The organism is Hymenobacter terrigena (assembly GCF_054776515.1).
In genome coordinates, this window is sequence record NZ_BAAHBU010000004.1 from 602,974 (window position 1) to 625,001 (window position 22,028).

The 22,028-nt window shown below is 63.2% G+C and carries 19 protein-coding genes; 5 read left to right on the forward strand and 14 right to left on the reverse strand.

What is annotated here, in order from left to right:
• Positions 1-33: 33 nt before the first annotated feature.
• The 3 genes from ACYU7Q_RS18965 to ACYU7Q_RS18975 form a co-directional block, all read right to left on the reverse strand.
• Entirely contained in the window at positions 34-759 is a 726-nt protein-coding gene (locus ACYU7Q_RS18965) for a head GIN domain-containing protein (protein ID WP_460611019.1), read from the reverse strand.
• Positions 760-930: 171 nt separating this feature from the next.
• Complete coding sequence (locus ACYU7Q_RS18970) at positions 931-2,310, reverse strand: carbohydrate porin (RefSeq protein WP_460611020.1); 1,380 nt, start codon at positions 2,308-2,310, stop codon at positions 931-933.
• 116 nt (positions 2,311-2,426) lie between these two features.
• Complete coding sequence (locus ACYU7Q_RS18975; protein WP_460611021.1) at positions 2,427-2,849, reverse strand: winged helix-turn-helix transcriptional regulator; 423 nt, start codon at positions 2,847-2,849, stop codon at positions 2,427-2,429.
• Between the two features lie 142 nt (positions 2,850-2,991).
• Between ACYU7Q_RS18975 and ACYU7Q_RS18980 the strand changes: the two genes are divergently transcribed.
• Entirely contained in the window at positions 2,992-3,897 is a 906-nt protein-coding gene (locus tag ACYU7Q_RS18980; protein ID WP_460611022.1) for a Rossmann-fold NAD(P)-binding domain-containing protein, read from the forward strand.
• Between the two features lie 145 nt (positions 3,898-4,042).
• Positions 4,043-4,825: an alpha/beta fold hydrolase gene (locus ACYU7Q_RS18985; RefSeq protein ID WP_460611023.1), complete on the forward strand. Its 783-nt coding sequence runs from the start codon at positions 4,043-4,045 to the stop codon at positions 4,823-4,825.
• A gap of 2,449 nt (positions 4,826-7,274) precedes the next feature.
• Here ACYU7Q_RS18985 and ACYU7Q_RS18990 read toward each other — a convergent pair.
• The 3 genes from ACYU7Q_RS18990 to ACYU7Q_RS19000 form a co-directional block, all read right to left on the reverse strand.
• Positions 7,275-7,568: a hypothetical protein gene (locus ACYU7Q_RS18990; RefSeq protein ID WP_460611024.1), complete on the reverse strand. Its 294-nt coding sequence runs from the start codon at positions 7,566-7,568 to the stop codon at positions 7,275-7,277.
• Positions 7,569-7,625: 57 nt separating this feature from the next.
• On the reverse strand, positions 7,626-8,027 hold the full coding sequence (locus ACYU7Q_RS18995) for a hypothetical protein (protein WP_460611026.1): 402 nt from the start codon (positions 8,025-8,027) through the stop codon (positions 7,626-7,628).
• 120 nt (positions 8,028-8,147) lie between these two features.
• On the reverse strand, positions 8,148-8,540 hold the full coding sequence (locus ACYU7Q_RS19000) for a hypothetical protein (protein ID WP_460611028.1): 393 nt from the start codon (positions 8,538-8,540) through the stop codon (positions 8,148-8,150).
• 213 nt (positions 8,541-8,753) lie between these two features.
• On the opposite strand from ACYU7Q_RS19000, the gene ACYU7Q_RS19005 reads away from it, so the two are divergent.
• From ACYU7Q_RS19005 to ACYU7Q_RS19015, 3 genes are all read left to right on the forward strand, one after another.
• A complete protein-coding gene (locus ACYU7Q_RS19005; RefSeq protein WP_460611030.1) occupies positions 8,754-9,254 on the forward strand; it encodes a hypothetical protein in 501 nt (166 codons plus the stop codon).
• 12 nt (positions 9,255-9,266) lie between these two features.
• The gene (locus ACYU7Q_RS19010; protein WP_460611031.1) at positions 9,267-10,781 is read left to right on the forward strand and encodes a T9SS type A sorting domain-containing protein; all 1,515 of its coding nucleotides are present in this window, start codon (positions 9,267-9,269) and stop codon (positions 10,779-10,781) included.
• Positions 10,782-10,950: 169 nt separating this feature from the next.
• A complete protein-coding gene (locus ACYU7Q_RS19015; RefSeq protein ID WP_460611032.1) occupies positions 10,951-11,661 on the forward strand; it encodes an SAM-dependent methyltransferase in 711 nt (236 codons plus the stop codon).
• A 71-nt stretch (positions 11,662-11,732) separates the two neighbouring features.
• Here ACYU7Q_RS19015 and ACYU7Q_RS19020 read toward each other — a convergent pair whose 3' ends face one another.
• The 8 genes from ACYU7Q_RS19020 to ACYU7Q_RS19055 all read right to left on the reverse strand — a co-directional run bounded on the left by ACYU7Q_RS19020 (position 11,733) and on the right by ACYU7Q_RS19055 (position 22,020).
• Positions 11,733-13,100 carry an ammonium transporter gene (locus tag ACYU7Q_RS19020; protein ID WP_460611033.1) on the reverse strand — a complete coding sequence of 456 codons (1,368 nt, stop codon included), beginning with the start codon at positions 13,098-13,100 and terminating at the stop codon, positions 11,733-11,735.
• A gap of 129 nt (positions 13,101-13,229) precedes the next feature.
• Complete coding sequence (locus tag ACYU7Q_RS19025) at positions 13,230-14,528, reverse strand: sensor histidine kinase (protein WP_460611034.1); 1,299 nt, start codon at positions 14,526-14,528, stop codon at positions 13,230-13,232.
• 74 nt (positions 14,529-14,602) lie between these two features.
• Positions 14,603-15,991 carry a sigma-54-dependent transcriptional regulator gene (locus ACYU7Q_RS19030; RefSeq protein WP_460611035.1) on the reverse strand — a complete coding sequence of 463 codons (1,389 nt, stop codon included), beginning with the start codon at positions 15,989-15,991 and terminating at the stop codon, positions 14,603-14,605.
• Between the two features lie 151 nt (positions 15,992-16,142).
• Positions 16,143-16,844: a head GIN domain-containing protein gene (locus ACYU7Q_RS19035; RefSeq protein WP_460611036.1), complete on the reverse strand. Its 702-nt coding sequence runs from the start codon at positions 16,842-16,844 to the stop codon at positions 16,143-16,145.
• Between the two features lie 248 nt (positions 16,845-17,092).
• Entirely contained in the window at positions 17,093-18,295 is a 1,203-nt protein-coding gene (locus ACYU7Q_RS19040) for an FtsX-like permease family protein (RefSeq protein ID WP_460611038.1), read from the reverse strand.
• 150 nt (positions 18,296-18,445) lie between these two features.
• Positions 18,446-19,708 (reverse strand): ABC transporter permease, encoded by a 1,263-nt coding sequence (locus ACYU7Q_RS19045; protein ID WP_460611040.1) that lies wholly within the window; start codon positions 19,706-19,708, stop codon positions 18,446-18,448.
• Between the two features lie 135 nt (positions 19,709-19,843).
• The gene (locus ACYU7Q_RS19050; protein WP_460611041.1) at positions 19,844-20,572 is read right to left on the reverse strand and encodes an ABC transporter ATP-binding protein; all 729 of its coding nucleotides are present in this window, start codon (positions 20,570-20,572) and stop codon (positions 19,844-19,846) included.
• Complete coding sequence (locus ACYU7Q_RS19055; protein WP_460611042.1) at positions 20,569-22,020, reverse strand: TolC family protein; 1,452 nt, start codon at positions 22,018-22,020, stop codon at positions 20,569-20,571. The genes ACYU7Q_RS19050 and ACYU7Q_RS19055 overlap by 4 nt, the downstream gene beginning before the upstream one ends.
• Between the last annotated feature and the right edge of the window lie 8 nt (positions 22,021-22,028).

The window sequence follows — 22,028 nt, forward strand, 5'->3', positions numbered from 1 at the left end:
GCAGTCGGGGCTTTTCCACAGTCTTTTAGTGCGTTATTCCTTCACCACCCGGCCGCTGCCGTGGGTGCTGCTGCTAAGCTGCGCCCCACCGGCCACGTACAGGCTGCCTGAGCCCGAAATCGACCCATCGGCCGTGCGGCTGGCGTACACGTGGGCATCGCCCGAGCCGCTGATGCGGGCGCGGGTGGTTTCGGTTTTCAAATCGTGGGCCTTCACTTTGCCCGAGCCGCTGATGCGGATTTCGTTGCTGGGGCAGGTGCCGCCCACCGTAACATCGCCCGAGCCCGACACGGCCGTTTCCAGGCGGCCGGCCTTGAGCTGCGGCACCACGAGGTCACCCGAACCGCTCACGGCCAGCGTCATGGCATCGGCTTGCAGCCCGCCGTTCACTTCCATCTTGCCCGAGCCGCCCACGCGCAGCGCCGTGAGGCTGGGCGCAGTCACGTACACCGTCACGGGGCCGTGGCTTTTGTTGCTGAACATGCGGCCTTCCTGGTTGCGGAAGCCCAGGTGCAGTTGGTTGCTTTTTACCTCGGTTTCAAAATCGGCCAGGTCTTCCTTGCTGGCTTCCACCACCACGCTCTGGGGGCTGCCTTGCTTCACCACTACCCGGGCCGAGCCGCCGAGGCTGATTTCACTGAACGAACCTACTGAGCGGGTTTCGCGGTCAGTCAGGGGGCGGCTGGTGAAAGACGACAGCGCGCCCACGGCCAGCACCAACAGGCTGGCGCACATCGAGGTAATCCGAAAATTCTTCATGCGAAAAAAGGTAAAGGGTGAGTGAGTAAACCCGGTTACCGCCATGATGCCGTAAGCGTTACAGCGGTTGCCCGAAGTTATTTCTTTCTACCTTTTTTCTACTCAACCAGAACGTCATGCTTCGCTGCGCGCTGCATGACGTTCTTTTCTCCTACCAGACCCAACCGGTTTCTAAAACTCCACGTGCAGGCGCACGGCCACCACATGCACCGGGCCGCTGCGGTCTTTATTATACGCCGGGTTGATAACTAATTGGTAATCGGGACTGATGGAGGCGTGGTACTGCGGCAGCGCAAAGCTGTAGTACACCTCGCCAATCTGCTCCAGGCCGTAGTTCAGCGCCCCGCTGTTAGCCACGTAGCCCGTGCCAGGGCCATCGCCCACAATGAAGCCGTAGCCGCCCGCGCCCAGGTAGGCGCGGTGCTCGGGGCTCAGGCCGTTCACGACGATGGCGGCGCCGAGGCGGTCATCGGGCCGGGCCCACCGGTCGCCGGTGCTGGCAATGCCCAGGCTGGCGCTTTGGTCGATTTCAGTGAAGGCCCAGGTTTCGTTCTTGCCGTCGTTGTAGCTCACGCGGGCAAAGAGGCCCACGTTTTTGGCAATTTCCTGCTCTGCATTCAGGCCGAAGCCAACTTTGGTGTGGCCGTCGTGGCGCACCAGCGTCACGTCGGGCTGTTCGCCGGTGAGCTGGGCCAGCCGGATGGCCGTGTTGTAAGTGGCCATGGCCGCCACGTTGCGGAAGCCCAGCGCCCGAATGGTGCCCTGCCGCCCCCTGAGGTGGTACACCTTGGTCAGCTCCACGGTTTCGGCGTGGGCCGTGCCGTAGTGGAAATCCAAGATGGGGCCGTTGGCCAGCGTGGGCATGAGCGTGGACGCAAACCGGGCCGTGAAACCAGGCGTGACGTACTCGAAAACCCCGCCCACGGTGTAGCCGCGCGTGTTAGCGGCGTAGTCCCAGGCCCCGGCGCTCATCAGGCTCCAGTTCAGAAACTGGGTGCGCGGGTCGTGCGAATAGCTGTTCTGGTCGAAGAAATCGGCGGTGCTGAACTTGCCCAAATTGAGGGAGAAGTAGCGCTGCGGCGTGGGGCCGGCCACCTGGTTGAGGTCGTCGAGGTCGAAATCCGTCGCCGTACCCAGCGCAAACACCTGCCGCAAATACAGCCGGGCCAGGTACAACTGCGGCGAAGGGTCGCCGATACGGAACGTCTCGCCGTTGGTGAAGCCGGCCACGCCGCGCGCGCCGCTCAGGCCGCTGCCGCCCGCCACTTCGGGGTTGAAATACACGGCCGCCCCCTTCCACAGCCGCCGGCCGATGAATACGGTGCTGGTAAACGACAGCTTGGCTGACTCGCGGTCAGCCAGGCTATAGTCGCCCGAGTACGGCGTGGTCAAATCGTTGTGCCACTGGTCGATAAGCGTCTGTTGGAAGTGCAGGCTCCAGTTGCGGGCCTTTTCGGCGGGCTGGTGCATCGGCTCCTGGGCCGAGGCGGCGTTGGGCGGCGTAGCGGGCGTGGTAGAGCCGGGCGGCGTGACCTGGGCCAAGGCGGGCAAGGCCAGCAGCAGCGCCCCGGCAAGGAGTAAATATGTGTGTTTCAGAACAAAAAATTAAGCAGGCCTAATAAAATGAGGCGAAAGTTCCCGCGCCGCAGATGTTGAATGAGTGAAGTTTACCCAACGCCTACCGTTGTGGTCAGGGCCAACGCTTCCGGCAGCCCGCAGCCGCCCGTGCGGTCCAGGTACTGCTTGCCCCAGCCCACCAGCTCGCCAAAGAGCGGCTGCACGCGCTGCCCCTGCTCGGTGAGGCTATAATCGACACGCGGCGGCACGGTCTGGTGCACGGTGCGGGCCACGATGCCGTCGGTTTCCAGCTCACGCAGCTCCTGAATCAGCATCTTCTCCGTGATTTCGGGCATCAGCCGGCGCAGCTCGCCGTAGCGTCGCGGCTCATCGAGCAAGTACGAGAGAATGAGTAATTTCCACTTGCCGCCCAGCACGTTGAGGGTGGTCCGCACCGGGCACGTCAGGTTGCGTTCGGCATCGGCTGATGACCAATAGGCTTCGGCGGTTTGTTGCTTGGTTAGTTTCGACATAAAATTATTCGCCTGATTGACAGCAATTTTTACTTTTAAGTAAGTACCCTACTTTTTAGTAGGTACTTGCGAAAAGCAAAGTTAGGCATTCACCTTTGCATCGCCGCAGCGCAACAAAGCCCCGGCCTAACCTTTTGCTCTTATGTCCAAGAAAATCACCGTCCTTGGTGCTACCGGTCACATCGGTACCGCCATTGTTCACACCCTCCTGAAGCAAGGCCACCAGGTAACGGCCGTGGCTCGCCCCAGCGCCCGCCTCGACGCCCTTGCCCAGGCCGGGGCCACCATCAAAGCCGGCGATGCCCACGACGCGCCCTTCCTCACCGAAGCCCTGCGCGGCGCTGACGCAGCTTTCCTGATGATTCCGCCCAACGTGACCTCACCCAACGTGCTGGCCTTCATGGATGAAATCGGCGAAGCCACCGCCCAGGCCGTGCGCGACTCGGGCCTGAAAAAAGCCGTGCACCTGAGCAGCATCGGGGCCGACGAAGCCGCCGGCACCGGCCCCGTAGTGGGCCTGCACCGTCAGGAAGCCCGCCTCAACGCCATCGAGGGGCTGACCGTGGTGCACCTGCGCCCCGCGTATTTCATGGAAAACCTGCTGGCCAACGTGGGCATGATTCAGCACATGGGCATCACCGGCTCGGCTACGAAAGCTGACGTGGCGTTCCCGATGGTGGCTACCAAGGACATTGCCGCCAAAGCCGCCGAGCTGCTGGCCGCCGACAAGCTGGAAAACCACGCCGTGCAGTACCTGCTGGGACCACGCAACTACACCTTGGCCGAGGCTACGGCCGCTATCGGCCAGGCCATTGGCCGGCCGGAGCTGCCCTACGTGACCTTCTCCTACGAGGACGCTAAAAAAGGCATGGTCGGGGCCGGCTTGAGCGAAAACCAAGCCGACCTCTACGACGAAATGACGCGTAACATCAACGAAGGCAAGTCGATGGCTAACAGCCAACGCGACACCGCCAGCACCACGCCCACTACCGTGGAGGAGTTTGCACGCGAGGTATTTGCGCCGGCGTTCAAGGCAGCCACGGCGTAAAAAGGGCAATAGTGCGTGTAGGGGCGAGGGTTGTCCCCGCCCGTTGTTGAACGGTTCACATACGAGTCGTTTAACAACGGGCGGGAACAAGCCTTGCCCCTACTTCATTTACTGCTTTCCCTGGCCTGCGCCCTACTTTTGCCCCATGCCACTACTTCATCACCTCGACCAGGGCCAGGGCCGCCCGCTGGTTATTCTCCACGGGCTTTTCGGTACGCTTGATAACTGGCAAAGCCTGGCGCGCCGCTGGGCCACCGAAGCTGGCCTACGCGTTGTCAGCGTGGATTTGCGCAACCACGGCCGCTCGTTTCATTCGCCGGAACACACCTACGCCCTCATGGCCCAGGACGTGCTGGAGCTGTTCGACCACCTGCAGCTCGGCCCCGACACTACCCTCATGGGCCATAGCATGGGCGGCAAAGTGGCCATGCGCCTCGCGCTAGACCATCCCGAGCGGCTGGCCCGCTTAATTGTGGTCGACATCGCCCCGCGCTTTTCCGACATGGAGCACCAGGACGACATCGTGGCCGGCCTGAAGGCGGTCGATTTCACCACCTGCACCAACCGGCAGGAGGCCGATGCCGCGCTGGCGAAGTACGTACCCAACGTAGGCACCCGGCAGTTCCTGCTGAAAAACCTCTACCGCAAGGAGGACAACTCCTTTGCCTGGCGCATCAACCTGGACGTGCTGGCGGCGCAGCTGCCCGCCGTGGGCGAGGAAACCACTGGCAAAGCGCCCTTTATGAAGCCGACCCTGTTTATTCGGGGTGGCAAGTCGGACTATATCACGGCCGAGGATAAGCTGCACGGTATTCCGGCCTTATTCCCGCATTCGCAGGTAGCTACCGTGGTGGACGCTGGCCACTGGGTGCACGCCGAGAAGCCAGAAGAGGTATTTGGGCTGGTGAAGGCGTTTGCGCAGCAGTAGGCCAGCGGCAGCGCTACAGCCACTTGCCGAGGTTGAGTCCCAAACACATCAAGCACAAACACCTTTTACACAGCAATTTACCTTCCCAACCACATAAGCGGGCATCGTTTTTTATCACTTCCTTGCTTTAGAGTTTGGCAGCAATAACCTTATGCAGACTTGCATGATAACAATGTTTCGCCGATTAAAAAAATATTGGTTTGATTAAAATATTTATTCAAAAAGTTTTAAAATAATTTTATTTGCATTATTTCATCAATATTTTTAATCATAAGCGGTAATTATCGCTTCGATATTGCTGTTTTTCCTACCAGCATTAGCAATCCGCGCTTCAAAGCTTAACATTTTAAAGCTACGAAAGCAATATCATTTAATAAATATAATATTATTTTAATGTTTATTTAAATAAATACATGTGTTGGGAATTATGATTTGAGAGAAATAATATTGTGTCACTCTCGGCATAGTGTTATTTTTTCTTTATTCAACAAAATTCCCACACCGCATGAAAACTCAATTACCTCTGAGGTTTTTGTTGAGCATGACATCAGCTGGGGCCCTTGTGGCCGTACCAATGCTGAGCCATGCGCAGACCGGCATTGGCACGCGCACCCCGGACCCGTCGGCCGCACTCGATATTTCGAGCAGCAACAAGGGCCTGCTCATCCCGCGGGTAGCGCTAAAATCGGCCACGGACAACACAACGGTTGAAAATCCGGCCACCGGGCTCATGATTTTCAACACCAGCCCGGCGCTTCCGGGCGGGCCGGGCCTGTACTACAATGCCGGGGGCAACACCGGGAGCAAAGGTACCAGCCCCACCAACTGGGTGCGCGTAGAAACCAGCGGAGCGCCCGTTGGCGTCGACAACTGGCACTCGGTGGCTAAAGTTGCGCCCATTGAAGTGCTGGGCACCGCAAGTTCGGGCAATGGTTCGGCGGCTGCTTCCGCGGCTTTCATTAACAATGGCACCACTGTACAGAACCAAGCCAGTTTCAACATTGACGGCTCTGGCACGCTCGGCGGCAATTTGACGGTGGGAGGCAATGCCACCATCCCCTCATTGGCCGCGGCGGCAGGTACCACCAAGCAGGTAACGGTGGATGCCACCGGCAAACTGCTAACCCGCCCGCTTGACGTGCTGACCCTGAGTGGCCAGCAGCTCAGCCTGGGCGCGGGAACTGCTGCGGTTACGCTGCCCACTTCCACCGTAGCCGTGGGCACCACCACCACAGGTGCAGCGGGCACTAGCGCCACCGTTACCAACAGCGGTAGCAGCACGGCCGCAGTGCTCAACTTTAAGGTTCCGGCCGGCGCCACTGGGCCGGCTGGTCCGCAAGGGGCTACGGGGGCTACTGGCGCGCAAGGCGCAGTGGGTGCCACGGGCCCCGCCGGGGCAACGGGCGCAACCGGCCCCCAGGGCGCGACGGGTGCCACCGGAGCCACGGGTGCCAAAGGCGATACTGGTGCGACCGGGCCAATAGGACCTGCTGGCCCTCAAGGTGCGACCGGCGCAACGGGAGCAACAGGCATTGCTGGCCCCGTAGGGCCAGCCGGCGCTACCGGTCCGCAAGGCCTGCAGGGACTGACGGGCCCGACGGGTGCGCAAGGCCCGATTGGCATGACTGGAGCGCAAGGAGCCACGGGCGCTACCGGGGCACAGGGGGCGCAGGGCCTCACCGGCGCTACTGGCTCGCAGGGCCCGCGAGGGGATATTGGTGCCACCGGTGCTACGGGCCCCACGGGCCTGACCGGTGCCACGGGGGCCACTGGCGCGACCGGGGCTACCGGCGCTAAGGGCGACACGGGTGCCACGGGTGCCACGGGTCCAATTGGCCTGACCGGTGCCCAGGGCCAGAAAGGTGATACGGGAAGTCAAGGCCCGGCTGGCCCAGCTGGCGCACAAGGCGCTACTGGCCCGGCCGGCCCACAGGGCTCGCAAGGCCTCATCGGGGCCACTGGCTCGCAGGGCCCTATCGGCCTGACTGGCGCGCAGGGTGCCCAAGGTCCAATAGGCTTAACTGGTGCTCAAGGCCCCAAGGGTGATGCCGGTCTGCAGGGCCCCATCGGTCTGACAGGTGCCACCGGCGCCACGGGGGCTACCGGGGCCACTGGGCCTACTGGCGCTAAAGGCGACACCGGGGCCACGGGCGCTACAGGTCCAATTGGCCTAACCGGTGCCCAAGGCGTGCAGGGCGCAACTGGCCCGATGGGCTTAACTGGTGCCCAAGGCCCAATTGGTTTGACTGGCGCTACCGGCGCGCAAGGCATACAAGGAGCAGTCGGTCCAATTGGCCCAACCGGTGCCACCGGTGCCCAAGGTCTTCAAGGTGAAATGGGCCCGATTGGCTTAACTGGTGCACAAGGCGTGGTCGGTCCGATGGGCCCAACTGGTGCTACTGGAGCCACTGGTGCCCAAGGTATTCAGGGCGAGGTGGGCCCAATTGGCTTAACTGGAGCTCAGGGCCCAATGGGTTTGGCTGGTGCTCAAGGCATTCAGGGCGAAGTTGGTCCGATGGGTCCAACTGGCTTGACCGGTGCTACCGGCGCGCAGGGCATCCAGGGTGAGGTGGGGCCAATTGGACCGGTTGGGCTGACCGGTGCCACCGGTGCACAGGGCGAGATGGGCCCGATTGGCTTGACTGGTGCTACTGGTGCAACCGGTGCTACTGGTGCACAAGGCCCACAGGGCATTCAAGGTGAGGCTGGCCCAATCGGACCGATTGGGCCAGCCGGTGCTCAAGGCGTGCAGGGTACAGTTGGCCCGATGGGTTTAACTGGTGCCCAAGGCCCAATTGGTTTAACCGGAGCCCAAGGCGTTCAGGGTGAGAGAGGCCCCATTGGTCTGACGGGTGCACAAGGTGCTCAGGGCGAAGTTGGTCCGATTGGTCCGACCGGCGCGCAAGGTATTCAGGGTATACAAGGCGAGACTGGCGCTACCGGAGCGCAAGGCCAGATGGGCCCGATTGGTTTGACTGGTGCCCAGGGCCCGATTGGCTTGACCGGCGCTACCGGTGCCCAAGGCCTTCAAGGCATACAGGGTATTCAAGGCGAAGTGGGCCCGACCGGCGCTACGGGTGCTACGGGTGCCCAAGGTGCAATGGGCCCGATTGGCCTGACCGGCGCTACCGGCGCCCAGGGCGTACAAGGGGAAGTCGGTCCAATTGGCCCAACCGGTGCTACCGGTGCCCAAGGTCTTCAAGGTGAAATGGGCCCGATTGGCTTAACTGGTGCACAAGGCGTGGTCGGTCCGATGGGCCCGACTGGTGCTACTGGAGCCACCGGCGCCCAAGGCATTCAAGGTGAGGTTGGCCCAATTGGCTTAACTGGTGCTCAGGGCCCAATGGGTTTGGCTGGCGCTCAAGGCATCCAGGGCGAAGTTGGTCCGATGGGTCCAATTGGCCTGACCGGTGCTACCGGTGCCCAGGGCGCACAAGGAGCAGTCGGTCCAATTGGCCCGACCGGCGCCCAGGGCGCACAAGGCGAGGTCGGTCCGGTGGGTCCAACTGGCTTGACCGGTGCTACCGGCGCGCAGGGCATCCAGGGTGAGGTGGGCCCGATTGGTGCCACTGGCGCAACCGGCGCACAAGGCCCACAGGGCATCCAGGGTGAGGTGGGGCCAATTGGACCGGTTGGGCTGACCGGTGCCACCGGTGCACAGGGCATTCAAGGCCTGAAAGGCGATACCGGTGCGCAGGGCGAGCAAGGCATTCAAGGGCCGAAAGGCGACACTGGGGCTACCGGCCCTCAAGGACCGAAAGGCGATACTGGTGCCACGGGTGCAGCTAGCACAGTAGCCGGCCCGGTTGGTCCTACTGGTCCGACTGGCCCGGCTGGTCCAACTGGCCCACAAGGCGCGGCTGGAACAGCTGCCACAGTAGTTATAAACTCTACTACAACGGGAGCCGCTGGTTCTTTTGCATCGGTCATGAACTCTGGCACTTCTTCCGCTGCTAAGTTCGATTTTGTGATTCCGACTGGGGCTGCTGGCCCTGTTGGTCCCACCGGCCCGGCTGGTGCCACGGGTGCCACAGGTGCAACGGGTGCTACTGGCCCGGCTGGTCCTACGGGTGCCACCGGCCCGGCTGGTGCCACAGGCGCCACTGGCCCTGCTGGCCCGGTAGCGCTCACCATCAATACCAACAAACTGGATGGAGGGCCCTCAACAGGCGGCTCAATTGACTTGATATCAGCCATTTCTACCGGCAATTATGTTGAACTGAACCCTTCCACAACCAATAAAGTGAATTACGTATTGACAACGGCGGCGGGCACGGCCGGCCGCTTAGTTTACCTGCACAATTACAGTGCGGTTTCTGGTGCCAATGCCGTTATTTTCTTAAACTCCACCGGCGGCAGCTCAGTTACCGTTTCCCTTGGCCAAACCCGTTTGTTTGTTTTCGACGGTTCATCCTGGTTCGCTCTTTAATCAGATACCGCCATGAACCGATACCTCAAACGTTTCGAACCGCCCAAGGCCGCGTTGGCGCTGCTGCTGGTGTGTGGAGCTTCGGCCCTGCACACCAGCCAGGCCCAGGGCCTCTACAACGGCAAAGGTGGCCTGGTGGCCCTCTCCGACTCGGTGCGCTACGTGCGCGGCGATGTGGAAAATGCCGGTGAGCTCGACCTGACCCGCACGGCCGGTCTGGCCGCCAACCGGCTTTTCATCGACGAAGGCAACCTGCTCAACACCGGCACCTTCACCGCCGCCCACAGCACCGTGGTGCTGATGGGCCTGACGCCGCACGTGCTCAGCCTGAACGGCGCCACGCTCTACCACCTGCGCCTCGACAACCCGGCCGGTACCACCCTGGGCTCCGATGCGGGCGTAGCCGCCGGCCTGCGGCTGGCTACCGGCAACCTGCTCACCACCAATGCCTATAGCTTGCGCCTGGAACCCGGCGCCCAGCTCTTTGGCCCCGGCCCGGCCGGTACCGAAGACGACAGCCACTACGTGAAAGGCAGCCTCGTGCAGAAGCAAGCCGTGCACGGCACCGAAACCGTCAACTTCGGCAACATGGGCTTTAAGCTGAACCCCAACGACCAGCCCCTGACGCTGACCGTGGACCGGCGCACCGGCCTGAACCAGCCCAACTACTCTTACGGCCAAAGCCCGGGGTTTGCGGGCAAGCAGGGCATCGACCGCATCTGGCGACTCAGCACGGCCGATGAACGCAACCCGACCCAGGAAGTGAAGCTGTCGCTGAGCTGGTTGGCCGACAACGACCACGGCCTCGACTTTGGCGGCGCCCTGGCCCAGGTGTGGCACTCCACCGACCAGGGCCAAACTTGGATAAAAACCGGCGAGCCGCAGCCCGCCGTGGCGCGCACCGTGGCCGTGGCCACCACCGAGCTCAACGCCTGGTACACCGTGAGCCTGAACAGCGCCCCAGTCGTGGCATCCATGGCCCAAACGCTGTTTTCGGGTACGGCCCGCAGCACCGACGCTGTGCTGACCTGGTCGACGACCACGAAGCCGAGCAACGGCTGGTATGTCATCGAACGCTCGACGGACCAGCAGAAGTGGCAGGAAATCAGCCGGCAGGTGGTCGCCAGTCAGCGGTGGTCGCCGGCCGCCTCCACGGCCATCGACAAAGACGCGAGCCGACTTGGGGCTACGCTGTTCTACCGCCTGCGGCAGCTCGACACTGAGGGCAATGGCCAGCTCAGCAAGGTGCTGGCCGTACATTTTGCCAGCTCGGCGGTATTCAAGCTTGACGCCTACCCGGTGCCGTTGCAGGAATACCTAACCCTGGACTTGATGACTTCGGGCAAGGGTCCGGTCCAAATCGACCTCTACGACATGGCCGGGCGGGTGCTTATCCATCGCGAGGAAGCTGCGGCCGCCGGTGCGAGCCGCTTCCAGCTCGATGTTCGGGCGCTGGCCAGCGGCGTGTACACCCTGCAAGCCCGCCAGGGCGACCAGCACGTTACCCGCCTGCTGAAACGCGACTAGCCGAGCTGCCACCGGCGCCAATAAATCGCCCCGCTTTCCGGTTGGAAGCGGGGCGATTTTCGTTTGAACGGTTTAGCGTGCGCAAGCACCAGGGGGCCGGTTCGGTAGTGCGGCACCGATAGTTGTCAAGCGGCGGTGCTGTTCCTTTGCGGCTCATTATTTGTGCCCAATGTCCGGAATCCTCTTTCTCATCCCCACGCCCCTGGCCGACAACACGGCCGCGCAGGTGCTGCCGCCGCAGGTAGTGGCCGCCGTGGCCACCCTCCCCTATTTCTTGGTGGAGAATGCCCGCACCGCTCGGCGCTTCGTGAAAAGCGTGGCCCCATACCGCGTAATTGAGGACATCCGCTTCGTCGTTATCGACAAAGACAGCACCGATGCCGAGGTGCGCGCCGCCCTCGCGCCATTGGCAAAAGAGGGAATTGACGCCGGTATCCTGAGCGAAGCCGGCTGCCCCGGCATTGCCGACCCCGGCGCGGCGCTGGCGCGGGAGGCGCACCGGCAGGGCCTGCGGGTGCATCCGCTGGTAGGGCCGTCATCGCTGCTGCTGGCACTAATGGCCTCGGGGCTGAATGGACAGCAGTTTGCCTTCCACGGGTATTTGCCCATCGAAAAAGCACCCCGTGTGGCGGCCATCAAGATGCTGGAGAAGGAGGCGCAGCAGCGGCAGCAGTCGCAGCTGTTCATCGAAACGCCTTACCGCAACGGGGCGCTGTTCGCTGATTTATTGGCGCATTTGCAGCCCGGCACCCGCCTGTGCGTGGCAGCCGATGTAACCGGAGCGGGCGAGTTTATCAAGACGCTGACCGTCTCGGACTGGAAACGGCTGCCGGCCCCGGAGCTGCACAAGATTCCGACGGTGTTTGTGATTGGGACGTAGCGCGGACGCTGTGAGTCCGCGCCTGGGCTGGTAACATTCAAACGCGGACTCGCAGAAGCCGCGCTACATGGCTACGAGGCCCGTACTACAAAGCGCAGCTCTCTTGCGGGCTCCAGTTCCTGCGGGGCGGGCAATACCGTTTCGCCGTGCTGGCTCAGGTCGAGGCCATCGGCTTCGTGGGTGGCGTTTACCCGAATGGGGATGAGGACGTTGGTTACTTTATAGAGCAGGTAGGAGCCGCCGAAGGTGTAGACCGAGATGAAGGCCAGCGCGCCGAGGTGGTGCAGCAGCAGCGTCCAGGAACCGGTGGTGGCCAGGCCGCCATCCTTGGCGAAAACGGCGGTGAGAATCATGCCCACAATGCCGCCCACGCCGTGGCAGGGGAATACGTCGAGCGTGTCGTCGAGGGTGGTGCGGTTCTTCAAATCGACCGCGCCGGCGCTGATGGCGGCCGATACCACCCCGATGAACAGCGCCGGGCCGTAGCTCACGTAGCCCGCCGCCGGGGTGATGGCCACCAGCCCCACCACCGCGCCAATGGCCGCGCCCGCCGCCGACGGCCGCTGGCCGCGCACGGCCTCAATCATCATCCAGGTGAGCATGGCGGCCGCCGAGGCCATGTGCGTGGTGAAGAAGGCCTGCACCGCCGTGGCATTGGCCGCCAGGGCCGAGCCGGCATTAAACCCAAACCAGCCGAACCACAGCAAGCCGGTGCCGATGAGGATGAACGGCACGTTGGGCGGCACGTGGGTGTGGCCTTCGAGGTGGCTGTGGCGGCGGCCCAGCGCCAGCGCGCCGGCCAGCGCCGCAAAACCGGCCGAGATGTGCACCACCGTGCCGCCGGCGAAATCGAGCACGCCCCACTTCAGCAGGAAGCCGTCGGGGTGCCAGGTCCAGTGGGCCAGCGGGCAGTAGATGAGCAAGCTAAACAGGCACATAAACAGCAGGTAGCCCCAGAACCGGATGCGCTCGGCAAAGGCGCCGCTGATGAGGGCGGGCGTGATGATGGCGAATTTCAGCTGGAACGCGGCGTAGAGCACCAGCGGCAGGTTGGGGGCCAGGCGCGGGTGCGCGGCCGTGCCCACGTTGTTGAACATGAAAAACGTGAGCGGATTGCCGATAATGCCGCCGATGCTGTCGCCAAACGCCAGCGAAAAGCCCACCACGTACCACAGCACCGAGATGACGCCCAGCGCGATAAAGCTCTGCAGCATGGTCGAAATCACGTTGCGCTTGCTCACCATGCCGCCGTAGAAAAAGGCCAGGCCGGGCGTCATCAGCAACACGAGGCCGGAGGCCGAGAGCATCCAGGCCAAATCGGCGGGGGCGAAGGCATTGGGGAGGGCGTCGGGATGGTTTTGGGGCAAGAAGGCAGCCACGCCGGCTAATAATAGAATGGCCCCGAGGCAGGCAGCAGCTAAATATCTTTTTCGAGTCATAGTGGGGTAAATTTAGAGGCACTTGACCGAAGATATCAAATAATTCTTACTTACCCACTTTCATATTTACACTCACAAACGTTAGTTACTACTAGTTTTCGCCAATACCCCCATTAATTCAGAGGACAATCAAAAATCAATGCTAAATGCCGTACGGCCGGCCTCATTCGTTTCGAGGCGGAAGCGGAAGCCGTGGGCCAGCAGCACGTCGCGCACCAGCGTGAGGCCAATGCCCTGGCCGTCGCGCTTGGTGCTGAAGAAAGGGGTGAACAGCCGCTGGCTGACCTCGGGCGTGAGGCCGGGGCCGTCGTTTTCGATGGTGAGGGCGAGCGGGCTGAGGGTTGTGCGCACCCACACATTGCCGCCGTGCCCAATGGCTTCGAGGGCGTTTTTGGCCACGTTGAGCAGGGCCTGCTCTAGCTGCTGAGCATCGAGGTTGAGCATGAGCGGGGCGGCGGGCAACTCCAGATGCCAGGCAATGTTGCGCTCCTCGCTCAGGGGCTGGAGCAGCCGGCAGATGCCGCGCAGCAGGATGTGTAAATCGGTGGGGCGCGGCGCGGGCGGGGGCAGGCGCACGAGGTGGGCGAAGTTGGCGATGAAATTGGCCAGCTGGGTATTGCGGGCAATGCTCACCTCCAGGGCCTGCGTGAAGTCAGGCTGGTCGGCGGGGTTAAGCTGGGGGGCGTAGTGCTGGAAGCTGTGCAGGATGGAGTTGATGGCGCCGATGGAATTATTGATTTCGTGCGACATCATGCGGATGAGCTGCCCGTAGGCCTGCTTTTCCTGCTTGATGAGCTCCTGAGTCAGCTCTTCGAGCACGATGAAGCGGCGCGTGAAGCCCCGGTCCAGGAAGTGGGCGGCGTGGGCGCGGTAGGTGGCCAGGCCCGAGAGGCGCAGGGCCTGCGGCTGGTCTTCGGCCAGGGTGGCCAGGGCCGGCCCCCAAGGCGCGGCCAGCTCGGCCAGAACCTGGCCGGCCAGCGCGGCGGCCGGCTGGCCGATGAAGCGGGCGGCGGCGGCATTGGCGCTTTCAATCCGGCCTTCGAAATCGAGGATGAGGATGCCGGCGGGCGAGGCCTGAATGAGGCGTTCAAGCAGGAAGCTTTTTTCGTGCTGGCTCACACGCTCGTGGCGCAGGGCATCAATCATCTGGTTGTAGACGAGGATGAGCTGGTCCATTTCGCGCTGGCCCACGGGCACGAACTTCATGCTGAAATCCTGCGCCTGAATGGCCGCCGTGCCCGCCGCAATGAGCTGAAACGGCCGCACGAAACCCCGGTAAAGCTGCGCGGTGACGGCGATGCTGATGAGCAGCAGCACCTCGCTCCCAATGAACAAATACACATTGGTGGTGCGCAGCTGGGCCGCCAGCACAATCAGCACCACGTGGATGAGGGTGGTAAAAAGGAGAAACTGGACGCGGAGAGACATGGGATGTATGAGTATGACAAGAACGTCATGCAGAGCGCAGCGAAGCATGACGTTCTTTTTGTTCACCAAAGCCCCTACTCGTCGTACGGAATGCCGTGCTTCTCGAACCTTCTATAAAGCGCGCCCCGGCTCAGCCCCAAAGCCTTGGCCACGCGGCTGATGTTGCCCTCGTAGTGCGTCAGCGACTGCCGAATCATCTGGGCTTCGAGCTCATCGAGGGTCATGGTGCCGGGCGCGGGCAGCTCGCCGGGCGCGGGGGCGCGGGGGGGCAGGTGCAGGGCGTTGGCCTGGAAGTCTTCCGGGCCTAATTCTTCCTTGCCGCTGACGAGGACGGCACGCTCCACCAGGTTTTTGAGCTCGCGGATGTTGCCGGGCAGGGGTTGCTCGCGCAGCCAGTGCAGGGCGCGGGTGCTCACGCGCAGGGCCGGGCGCTGGTAGGTAGCGCGCAGCTGGTCGAGGAAGTGCTGGGCGAGGAGCGGAATGTCCTGGGGGCGCTCGCGCAGGGCGGGCAGGCGCACCGAAATCAGATTGATGCGGTAGAACAGGTCTTCGCGGAAGCGGCCCTGCTGCACCATTTCGGCCAGGTTGCGGTTGGTGGCGGCGATGACGCGGATATCGAGCCGGCGAGGCTTCGAGTCGCCGAGGACTTCGTAGGTGCGGTCCTGGAGCACGCGCAGCAGCTTCACCTGCGAGGCCAGCTCCAGCTCGCCGATTTCATCCAGGAAAATGGTGCCGCCGTTGGCCAGCTCGAAGCGGCCCACGCGGTCGGTTTTGGCATCGGTGAAGGCGCCGCGGCGGTGGCCGAACATCTCGCTTTCAAACAAGCTGCTGGAAATGCCGCCCAGATTCACTTTCACAAATGCTTGCTGGCGGCGCGGGCTGTTGCGGTGGATGGCTTCGGCGATGAGCTCCTTGCCGGTGCCGCTTTCGCCCTCGATGAGCACGGCGGCATCGGTGGCGGCCACCTGGCCCACCTGGCGCAGCACGTGCAAGAGTTGGGCATCGTGGCCGATAATATCCCGAAAGGCAAACTGCTGGTCGAGCTGGCGGCGCTGACGGGCGGGGGCTTCGGTGGGCTCGGTTTCGGGCAGGTTCTCGCGCACGGCCAGCACCGTTCGGATGGTCTGGAGCAGCGAGTCGTTGTGCCAGGGCTTGGTCACGAACTCGGCGGCCCCGGCCTTCATGCCCTCCACGGCCAGCGCGATGCTGCCCCAGCCGGTGATGAGGATGACGGGCACCTGCGGGGCCAGGGCTTTCACCTGGGCCAGCAGGGCCAGGCCGTCGTGCCCGCTGGTGTCGAGGGAGAAATTCATGTCCATGAGCACCAGCCGGGGCGGAGCTTCGCGCACCACAGCCAGTGCCTCGGCGGGCGTAGCCACGGCCTGCGCGGGGTAGCCGGCCTGCTTCAGCAGCAGCCGAAGCGAGGTGCGAATGGCGAGGTCATCGTCGACAATGAGAAACATAGGAGGTTAATTTTCAACTGTCATCCTGAGCGCAACGAAGGGCCCTACCACGACAGCTTCGTTTTTTATAACAACCCTGGTTGTTAATTCACAAAGCGCGTGATAAGGTCCTTCGCTGCGCTCAGGATGACAGTTACTATTAGGCTGTTTACTACCGGCTTTTCACGCTGCCGCCGCTGCTGGTGTGCTTGCTCACGCGGGGCGAGCCGGTATAGCGCACGTCGCCGCCGCTGCTGGCATCGGCGGTCAGGGTTTCCTGCACGGTCACGGCCACGTTGCCGCCGCTGCTGGCGTTGGCATCGCAGGCGCGGGCCGTCAGGGCATCGCCCTTGAACACGCCACCACTGCTGGCCCCCACGTCGAGGCGCTGGGCGGTGCCGGCCAGGGTGGCCACGCCGCCGCTGCTCACCTTGGCGCGCAGGTCGGTGCTGGTGAAATTGGCCTTGAGCGTGGCGCCCGACGACGCGGACACGTCCAAGCCCTGGGTGGTGAATGCGCCTACCACTTCGGCGTGGGCGCCGCTGCTGGCGTGCAGGGCCGTGAGGCTGGTAGCGGTGACGTTCACGCGCAAGTGGCGCACGGTTTTCAGGCCCAGCGATTCGGCCCACGCGCGGTCGAAGCTGATTTTGAGCACGCCGTCGCGCACTTCGGTGGTGAGGCGTTCGAGCTGGTCGGCGTCGTCGGCGCTGGCTTCCACGCGCTGGGTACTGCCCGAAGTCAGGCGCAGTTCGACGCCGCTGCTCACTTCCACGGCGTGGAAGCTGGCCACGTTGCGCACCTGCGGCGCAGTTTGGGCAAGGGCCGTGGCCGTGCTCAGCAAGCAGAAAAAGGTGGCGGCGGTGAGGTTTTTCATAACTGATGCAGAAAAAAGGTGAGGGTGTGAAGCGAGTTTCTGACGCGACAGATGCAGCGGGCGGGTTGAGAGTTGCCCGGGTAGCAGGCAAGGTAGCATTTCGTTGCCAGTCAGGTGAAAAATCTGTCATCCTGAGCGCAGCGAAGGACCTTATCACGTTCGCACCAGTCGATTTACTGCAAAACATTCAACCGTGATAAGGTCCTTCGCTGCGCTCAGGATGACAAATGCCCCCATCATGCTGCCCGCTACTCCTCACGCAGGGCCACCGCCGGGTGTATGCGCGCCGCCAGCCGGCTGGGCTGCCACGCGCACAGCGCCGTGATGGCGTACACCGCGCCGGCCGCCGCCGCAATGGCCAGCAGGTAGGGCTGGGCCGGCAAGTCGAAGGCGTTGAGCAGCGGGAACTGCGCCGCCAGCAGCGTGCCCAGCAGCACCCCGAAGGTGGTGACCACCATCATCTCGCCCAGAAACTGCCAGCCGATGCCCGTACCCGTGGCCCCCATGGCCCGGCGCAACCCAATCTCGGCCCGGCGCTGGCTGATGTTGTACCACAGCACCCCAAACAGCCCCAGCGCCACGTTGATGATGAGGAACAGGCCCATGATGCACAGGCCCACCACCGGCACCAGCGTGTAGCGGCGGCGGTGCAGGCGCTCGTCGTCCAACACGCGCACCTGGCTGGTCCACTGGCGCGTCACGCCGGCCACGGTGCGGGCTATTTTCTCCTGCAGCTCGCCGCCCGAGCCGGGGGCCACGCGCACCAGCACGTTGGCCGTTTCCCAGTGGGTGGTGTCGTAGGGAATGAGGCGCTTCCACACCGAGGGAATGGGCGCGGAGAAGTCGCTTTCCATGCGCACGGGGTCCACCACGCCCGTCACCAGGAACTCGTCTTCGGGCTTGGTGGCTTCCTTGCCGGGGTTTTCCCAGGTGAAGATTTTGCCCAGGGCCGGGCCGTTGCCAAACATGCTCTCGCGCAGGTCCTGGCTGATGACCACGGGGCGGTGGTTGCTGCCATCGTCGGAGGGCGCAAACCAGCGGCCCTCGCGCAGGTGCAGTTGCATGGCTTCTGTGTAGTGGTCGTCGGCGTCGTAGACGTTGGCTACCGGCGACTTCTTGCCCTGGTACTCGAATACCGAGTTGTTGGTGTTGAAAATAAACGGCGTGTTGCCACTGGTCAGGGCCACCGTGCGCACGCCGGGCAGGGCCTTCACCTGGCGCAGCACGTCGTCGAGCTCGGCGCGAGGCATTTTCAGGTTCTGGCCGGCACGCACCTCCAGCCGCCACACCTGCTCGTAGTTGAAGCCGTGCGGGGCCAGGTAGTTTTTGGCCGTGGTGATGAGCACCGCGCCCACCCCAAACAGCACCACGAAGGAGAAGAATACTTCGGAAATCAGCAGCAGGTTGGCCCGCTTGCGGTTCCAGATGAGGGTAAAGAGGTGGCGGAGCATGGTTTTGGAGGAAGAATAGCGTAAAAAGGCCGTCATGCAGAGCGCAGCGAAGCATCTTGCCCTCTTCGTTGCGTTGATTGAATTAGTGACTGCGGGCAAGATGCTTCGCTGCGCTCTGCATGACGGCCTCTTGCCCTACCGTTCACCATCTCATTTCTGTTCGCCGCTGCCGCGCAGGGCGGCCACGGGGTTGAGGCGCGACATTTTCCAGGCCGGGTACACGCCGCTCATCAGCCCGAAAATGAGCGTGAGCAGCATGCCCCAGCCAAACACCCGCCAGCTGAGGGTGAAGTGAGCGTAGGCTACGGGGTGCGCTTCGTTCACCAGCGCCAGGGCCCCGGCGGCCAGGGCCAGCCCCAGCAGCCCGCCCACCAGGGCCAGCACCACGTTCTCGACCAGAAACTGCCCCACCAGGTTGCTGCCCGTCGCCCCAAAGGCCTTGCGCACCCCAATCTCGCCCGAGCGCTCCAGGATGCGCGTCACGTTCAGGTTCACAAGGTTCAGGGCGGGCAGCAGCATGAACAGCAACGCCAGGCTGCTCACTATTAGATAAAAAACGCCGAGGTTGTCGTTGTCCATGGTCTGTTCCTGGTGGTTGAGTATGCCCCGCGTGATGCCCGCCAGCATGGGGTCGGCGTAGGAGAACACGGCCTTCACCTCCTTCGGATTCGGGATTTCCACCCGCTTCATCATCTGGCGGTATTCCTCGCGCATGGCCGGTACCGCCGCCGCCGAGGGGGCCAGCAGCACTGGCAGAAAGGCGCCGTTGAGGCGGTTGTCTTTGTAGTAGTCCGCGCTCAGGGTGTAGGGCATCCACACGTCGGCGTAAGAATACACGCGCGCGGCCGACACATTGCGCACCACGCCCGCCACGCGGTAGCGCTTCAGGTCAATTTCGATGATGCGCCCCACCACGTCGGTGCGGCCGAAGTAGGCGCGGGCCGTGGCTTCGTTGATGACGCACACCGGCTGAGCCTGCTGCACCTCGGCGCTGGTGAATGGCCGCCCGCCTAGAAAGTCAAAGTCCATGATGCGCCAGAGGTTGCCGTCGGTGTAGGCCACGTCCAACGGCAGCAGCTTGCTCTTGGTGAAGGCCGTGGCGTTGGACGTGCCTGTGCAGATGCCCACCAGTTCCGGGGTTTTCATCTTCCGCACGTAGTCGTCCACAAAATGAATGCTGGCCGGCATGTTCATCCAGCCGTGGCCGCCTACCATCTGGTGCCGGATGACGTTGACAAACAGCATCCGGTCCACGCGCTTCACCGGTGTGCCCGGCCCCACCAAGTCGTCGAACATGGCCATCACTACCAGTAATATCATCAGCGTGAAGCTCACGCCAAACAGGCTGATGAAGGTGAAGAACTTGCGGCGCATCAGCACCTTCCAGGCGATTTTTAAGTAAGAGAGGAACATGGCTTTGAGAATTATTAGCACGTCATGCAGAGCGCAGCGAAGCATCTTGCCCGCTTCGTTGTGCCGATTGAATTAGTGGTGGCGGGCAAGATGCTTCGCTGCGCTCTGCATGACCAGCCGGCCACCCCACTCTTTTCACCCCACTTGGCTGCCATCGAAAAACCGAATCACGCGTTGCGTCTTCATGGCCTGCTGCAGGTCATGGGTCACCATCACGATGGTCACGCCCTGCTCACGGTTCAGCTCCAGCAGCAGCTCGATAATCTCCTCCCCCATCACCGAATCGAGGTTGCCCGTCGGCTCATCGGCCAGAATGATTTCCGGCCCGCCGGCCAGGGCCCGCGCAATGGCCACCCGCTGCCGCTGCCCACCCGAAAGCTGGGCCGGGAAGTGGCTGGTGCGGGCATTCAGCCCCACCTTATCCAGCGCGGCGAGGGCGCGCTGGCGGCGCTCCTTGCCGCTCATGCCGGGCCGGTACAGCAGCGGCAGCTCCACGTTGTCGACCACGGAAAGGTCGTTTATCAGGTGGTAGCTCTGGAACACGAAGCCGATTTTCAGGTTGCGCAGCCCCGCCAGCTCCTTATCGGAATAGGAAGTCACGGCGCGGCCATCCACCTCAATCACGCCGCTGGTGGGCTCGTCAAGCAAGCCCATCAGGCTCAGCAGCGTCGATTTGCCGCAGCCGCTGGGGCCCATGATGGACACAAACTCGCCACGGTTCACGGTCAGGTTCACCTGGTTCAGGGCCACCGTTTCGATGGTCTTGGTCTGGTAAACTTTCTCGATGTCGCGGAGGCGCAGAACGGGCGCGGCACGGTCGGGCGCGGCGGCAACGGGTTGGCGGAGGTCGGTTTCCGGGCTCATTTGAGAAGGGGAGTTTGGGTTTCGAAATCGAATAAGGTGAGGGCCCGCAGGCGGTAATAGGCCACCCAGCCGGCGCGCAGGGCGAAAATGTAGCCGCGCCGCGCGCCGTCCTTGGCCACCGAGGCCAGAGTCAAATCGGTGAGGCTGATGCGGCCCAGCAGGTAGGTGGCGCGGGCAATGTCGTAGCGGCGCTGGGCCAGCGAGTCGGCCCGGCCCGCCAGCGCAATCTGCTCGGCCAGCGCGGGCTGCTGCCCGGCCTGCGTGAGCACCGTTTGCTCGAAGCTGCGCTCTTCCTGGGCCACGTTGTGGCGGGTCTGGTCGCGGGCCAATTCGGCGGTTTTTACAATGGCCTGGCGGCGGCCCCAGTCCACCAGCGGCAGCGAAAAAGCCAGGCGCACCTGCTGCTGGTTTTGCAGGTTGAGGTAGGTATCCATCAGCTTCGGGGCCTGGTTTACGTAGCCCAGATTAGCCATGAGGCTGGCCTGAAAGCCGGTGGTACCCCGTGCCTGGGCCACGTCGCGCTCGGCCTGCAACAGCCGGCGGCGCAGCGTCAGCGTGGTGCTGCGGTACTGCCGCGCCTCGGCTAGCGCCTGCGCGGGGGCCACGGCCGGCTGCGGGGCTGGCGCGGGCACAGCCAGCGCCAGGGTCCCCTCGGCCGCCGGCTGGCCGGTGTAGGCCTGCAGGGCCACGGCCGCAACCTCCGCATCGAGCCGGGCCTGGTTCTGGGCCTGACGGGCATCCAGCAGGTTCAGTTCCAGCTGCAGTAAGTCGCTTTGTGACAGCCGGCCCAGCGCAAACCGCTCGCGGCCGATGCGCAGCAGCTCGGCGGTGGCCTGGGCATTCTGGCCGGCCACGGCGGCATTCACCTGTTGCAGCAGCACGTCGAAATACAGCTCCGTGACGCGCTGGGCCACGGTTTCGCGCTCCTCCACGTAGGCGCGCCGGCTTTCCTGGTAGCGCAGCGGCTCGATGGCCCGCGCCCATTTCAGATTATTAAACTGGCCCAGCGGCTGCACGATTCCCAGCGTAAATGGCTGGTTGTTATACCGCTTCAGCCCACCATTGAAATCATCGAACCGCTGCACCTCCGCCCCTACCGAAATCTGCGCCCCGGTCGGCCCGATGTTCTGGCTTAGCGTCAGCGCTAAGTTGGAATTGTTGATGCGCACGGCCCGGAAATCGGTGGTGCCGTCGGGCTGTACCACGGGCGTAATCACGCGGCTGAAATTGGGCAGCGTGCCCGCCAGGCCCAGCTGCGGCCGGTAGTTGGCCTGGTAGCCACGCCAGGCCCAGTAGCCGGTTTCGCGGTTGGTTACGGTTTGCTGGCCGGCAGCGGAGTGTTCCAGCGCCTGGGCAATCACCTCGGCCAGCGTGAGGGCGGGCGCGGACGCTTGCGCTACCTGAGCTGCCACTGGCTGCCGCAGCAACCCCAGCGGCGCGAGAAGCAAAAGAAGCT

Excerpts from the sequence above, each read along its gene's own strand:
- ACYU7Q_RS19020 (WP_460611033.1), bottom strand. The coding sequence starts at position 13,100 with ATGACTCGAAAAAGATATTTAGCTGCTGCCTGCCTCGGGGCCATTCTA.
- ACYU7Q_RS18985 (WP_460611023.1), top strand. The coding sequence starts at position 4,043 with ATGCCACTACTTCATCACCTCGACCAGGGCCAGGGCCGCCCGCTGGTT.
- ACYU7Q_RS19030 (WP_460611035.1), bottom strand. The coding sequence starts at position 15,991 with ATGTTTCTCATTGTCGACGATGACCTCGCCATTCGCACCTCGCTTCGG.
- ACYU7Q_RS18980 (WP_460611022.1), top strand. The coding sequence starts at position 2,992 with ATGTCCAAGAAAATCACCGTCCTTGGTGCTACCGGTCACATCGGTACC.
- ACYU7Q_RS19045 (WP_460611040.1), bottom strand. The coding sequence starts at position 19,708 with ATGTTCCTCTCTTACTTAAAAATCGCCTGGAAGGTGCTGATGCGCCGC.
- ACYU7Q_RS18975 (WP_460611021.1), bottom strand. The coding sequence starts at position 2,849 with ATGTCGAAACTAACCAAGCAACAAACCGCCGAAGCCTATTGGTCATCA.
- ACYU7Q_RS19040 (WP_460611038.1), bottom strand. The coding sequence starts at position 18,295 with ATGCTCCGCCACCTCTTTACCCTCATCTGGAACCGCAAGCGGGCCAAC.
- ACYU7Q_RS19035 (WP_460611036.1), bottom strand. The coding sequence starts at position 16,844 with ATGAAAAACCTCACCGCCGCCACCTTTTTCTGCTTGCTGAGCACGGCC.
- ACYU7Q_RS19050 (WP_460611041.1), bottom strand. The coding sequence starts at position 20,572 with ATGAGCCCGGAAACCGACCTCCGCCAACCCGTTGCCGCCGCGCCCGAC.
- ACYU7Q_RS19010 (WP_460611031.1), top strand. The coding sequence starts at position 9,267 with ATGAACCGATACCTCAAACGTTTCGAACCGCCCAAGGCCGCGTTGGCG.
- ACYU7Q_RS18965 (WP_460611019.1), bottom strand. The coding sequence starts at position 759 with ATGAAGAATTTTCGGATTACCTCGATGTGCGCCAGCCTGTTGGTGCTG.
- ACYU7Q_RS19005 (WP_460611030.1), top strand. The coding sequence starts at position 8,754 with ATGAACTCTGGCACTTCTTCCGCTGCTAAGTTCGATTTTGTGATTCCG.
- ACYU7Q_RS19015 (WP_460611032.1), top strand. The coding sequence starts at position 10,951 with ATGTCCGGAATCCTCTTTCTCATCCCCACGCCCCTGGCCGACAACACG.
- ACYU7Q_RS19025 (WP_460611034.1), bottom strand. The coding sequence starts at position 14,528 with ATGTCTCTCCGCGTCCAGTTTCTCCTTTTTACCACCCTCATCCACGTG.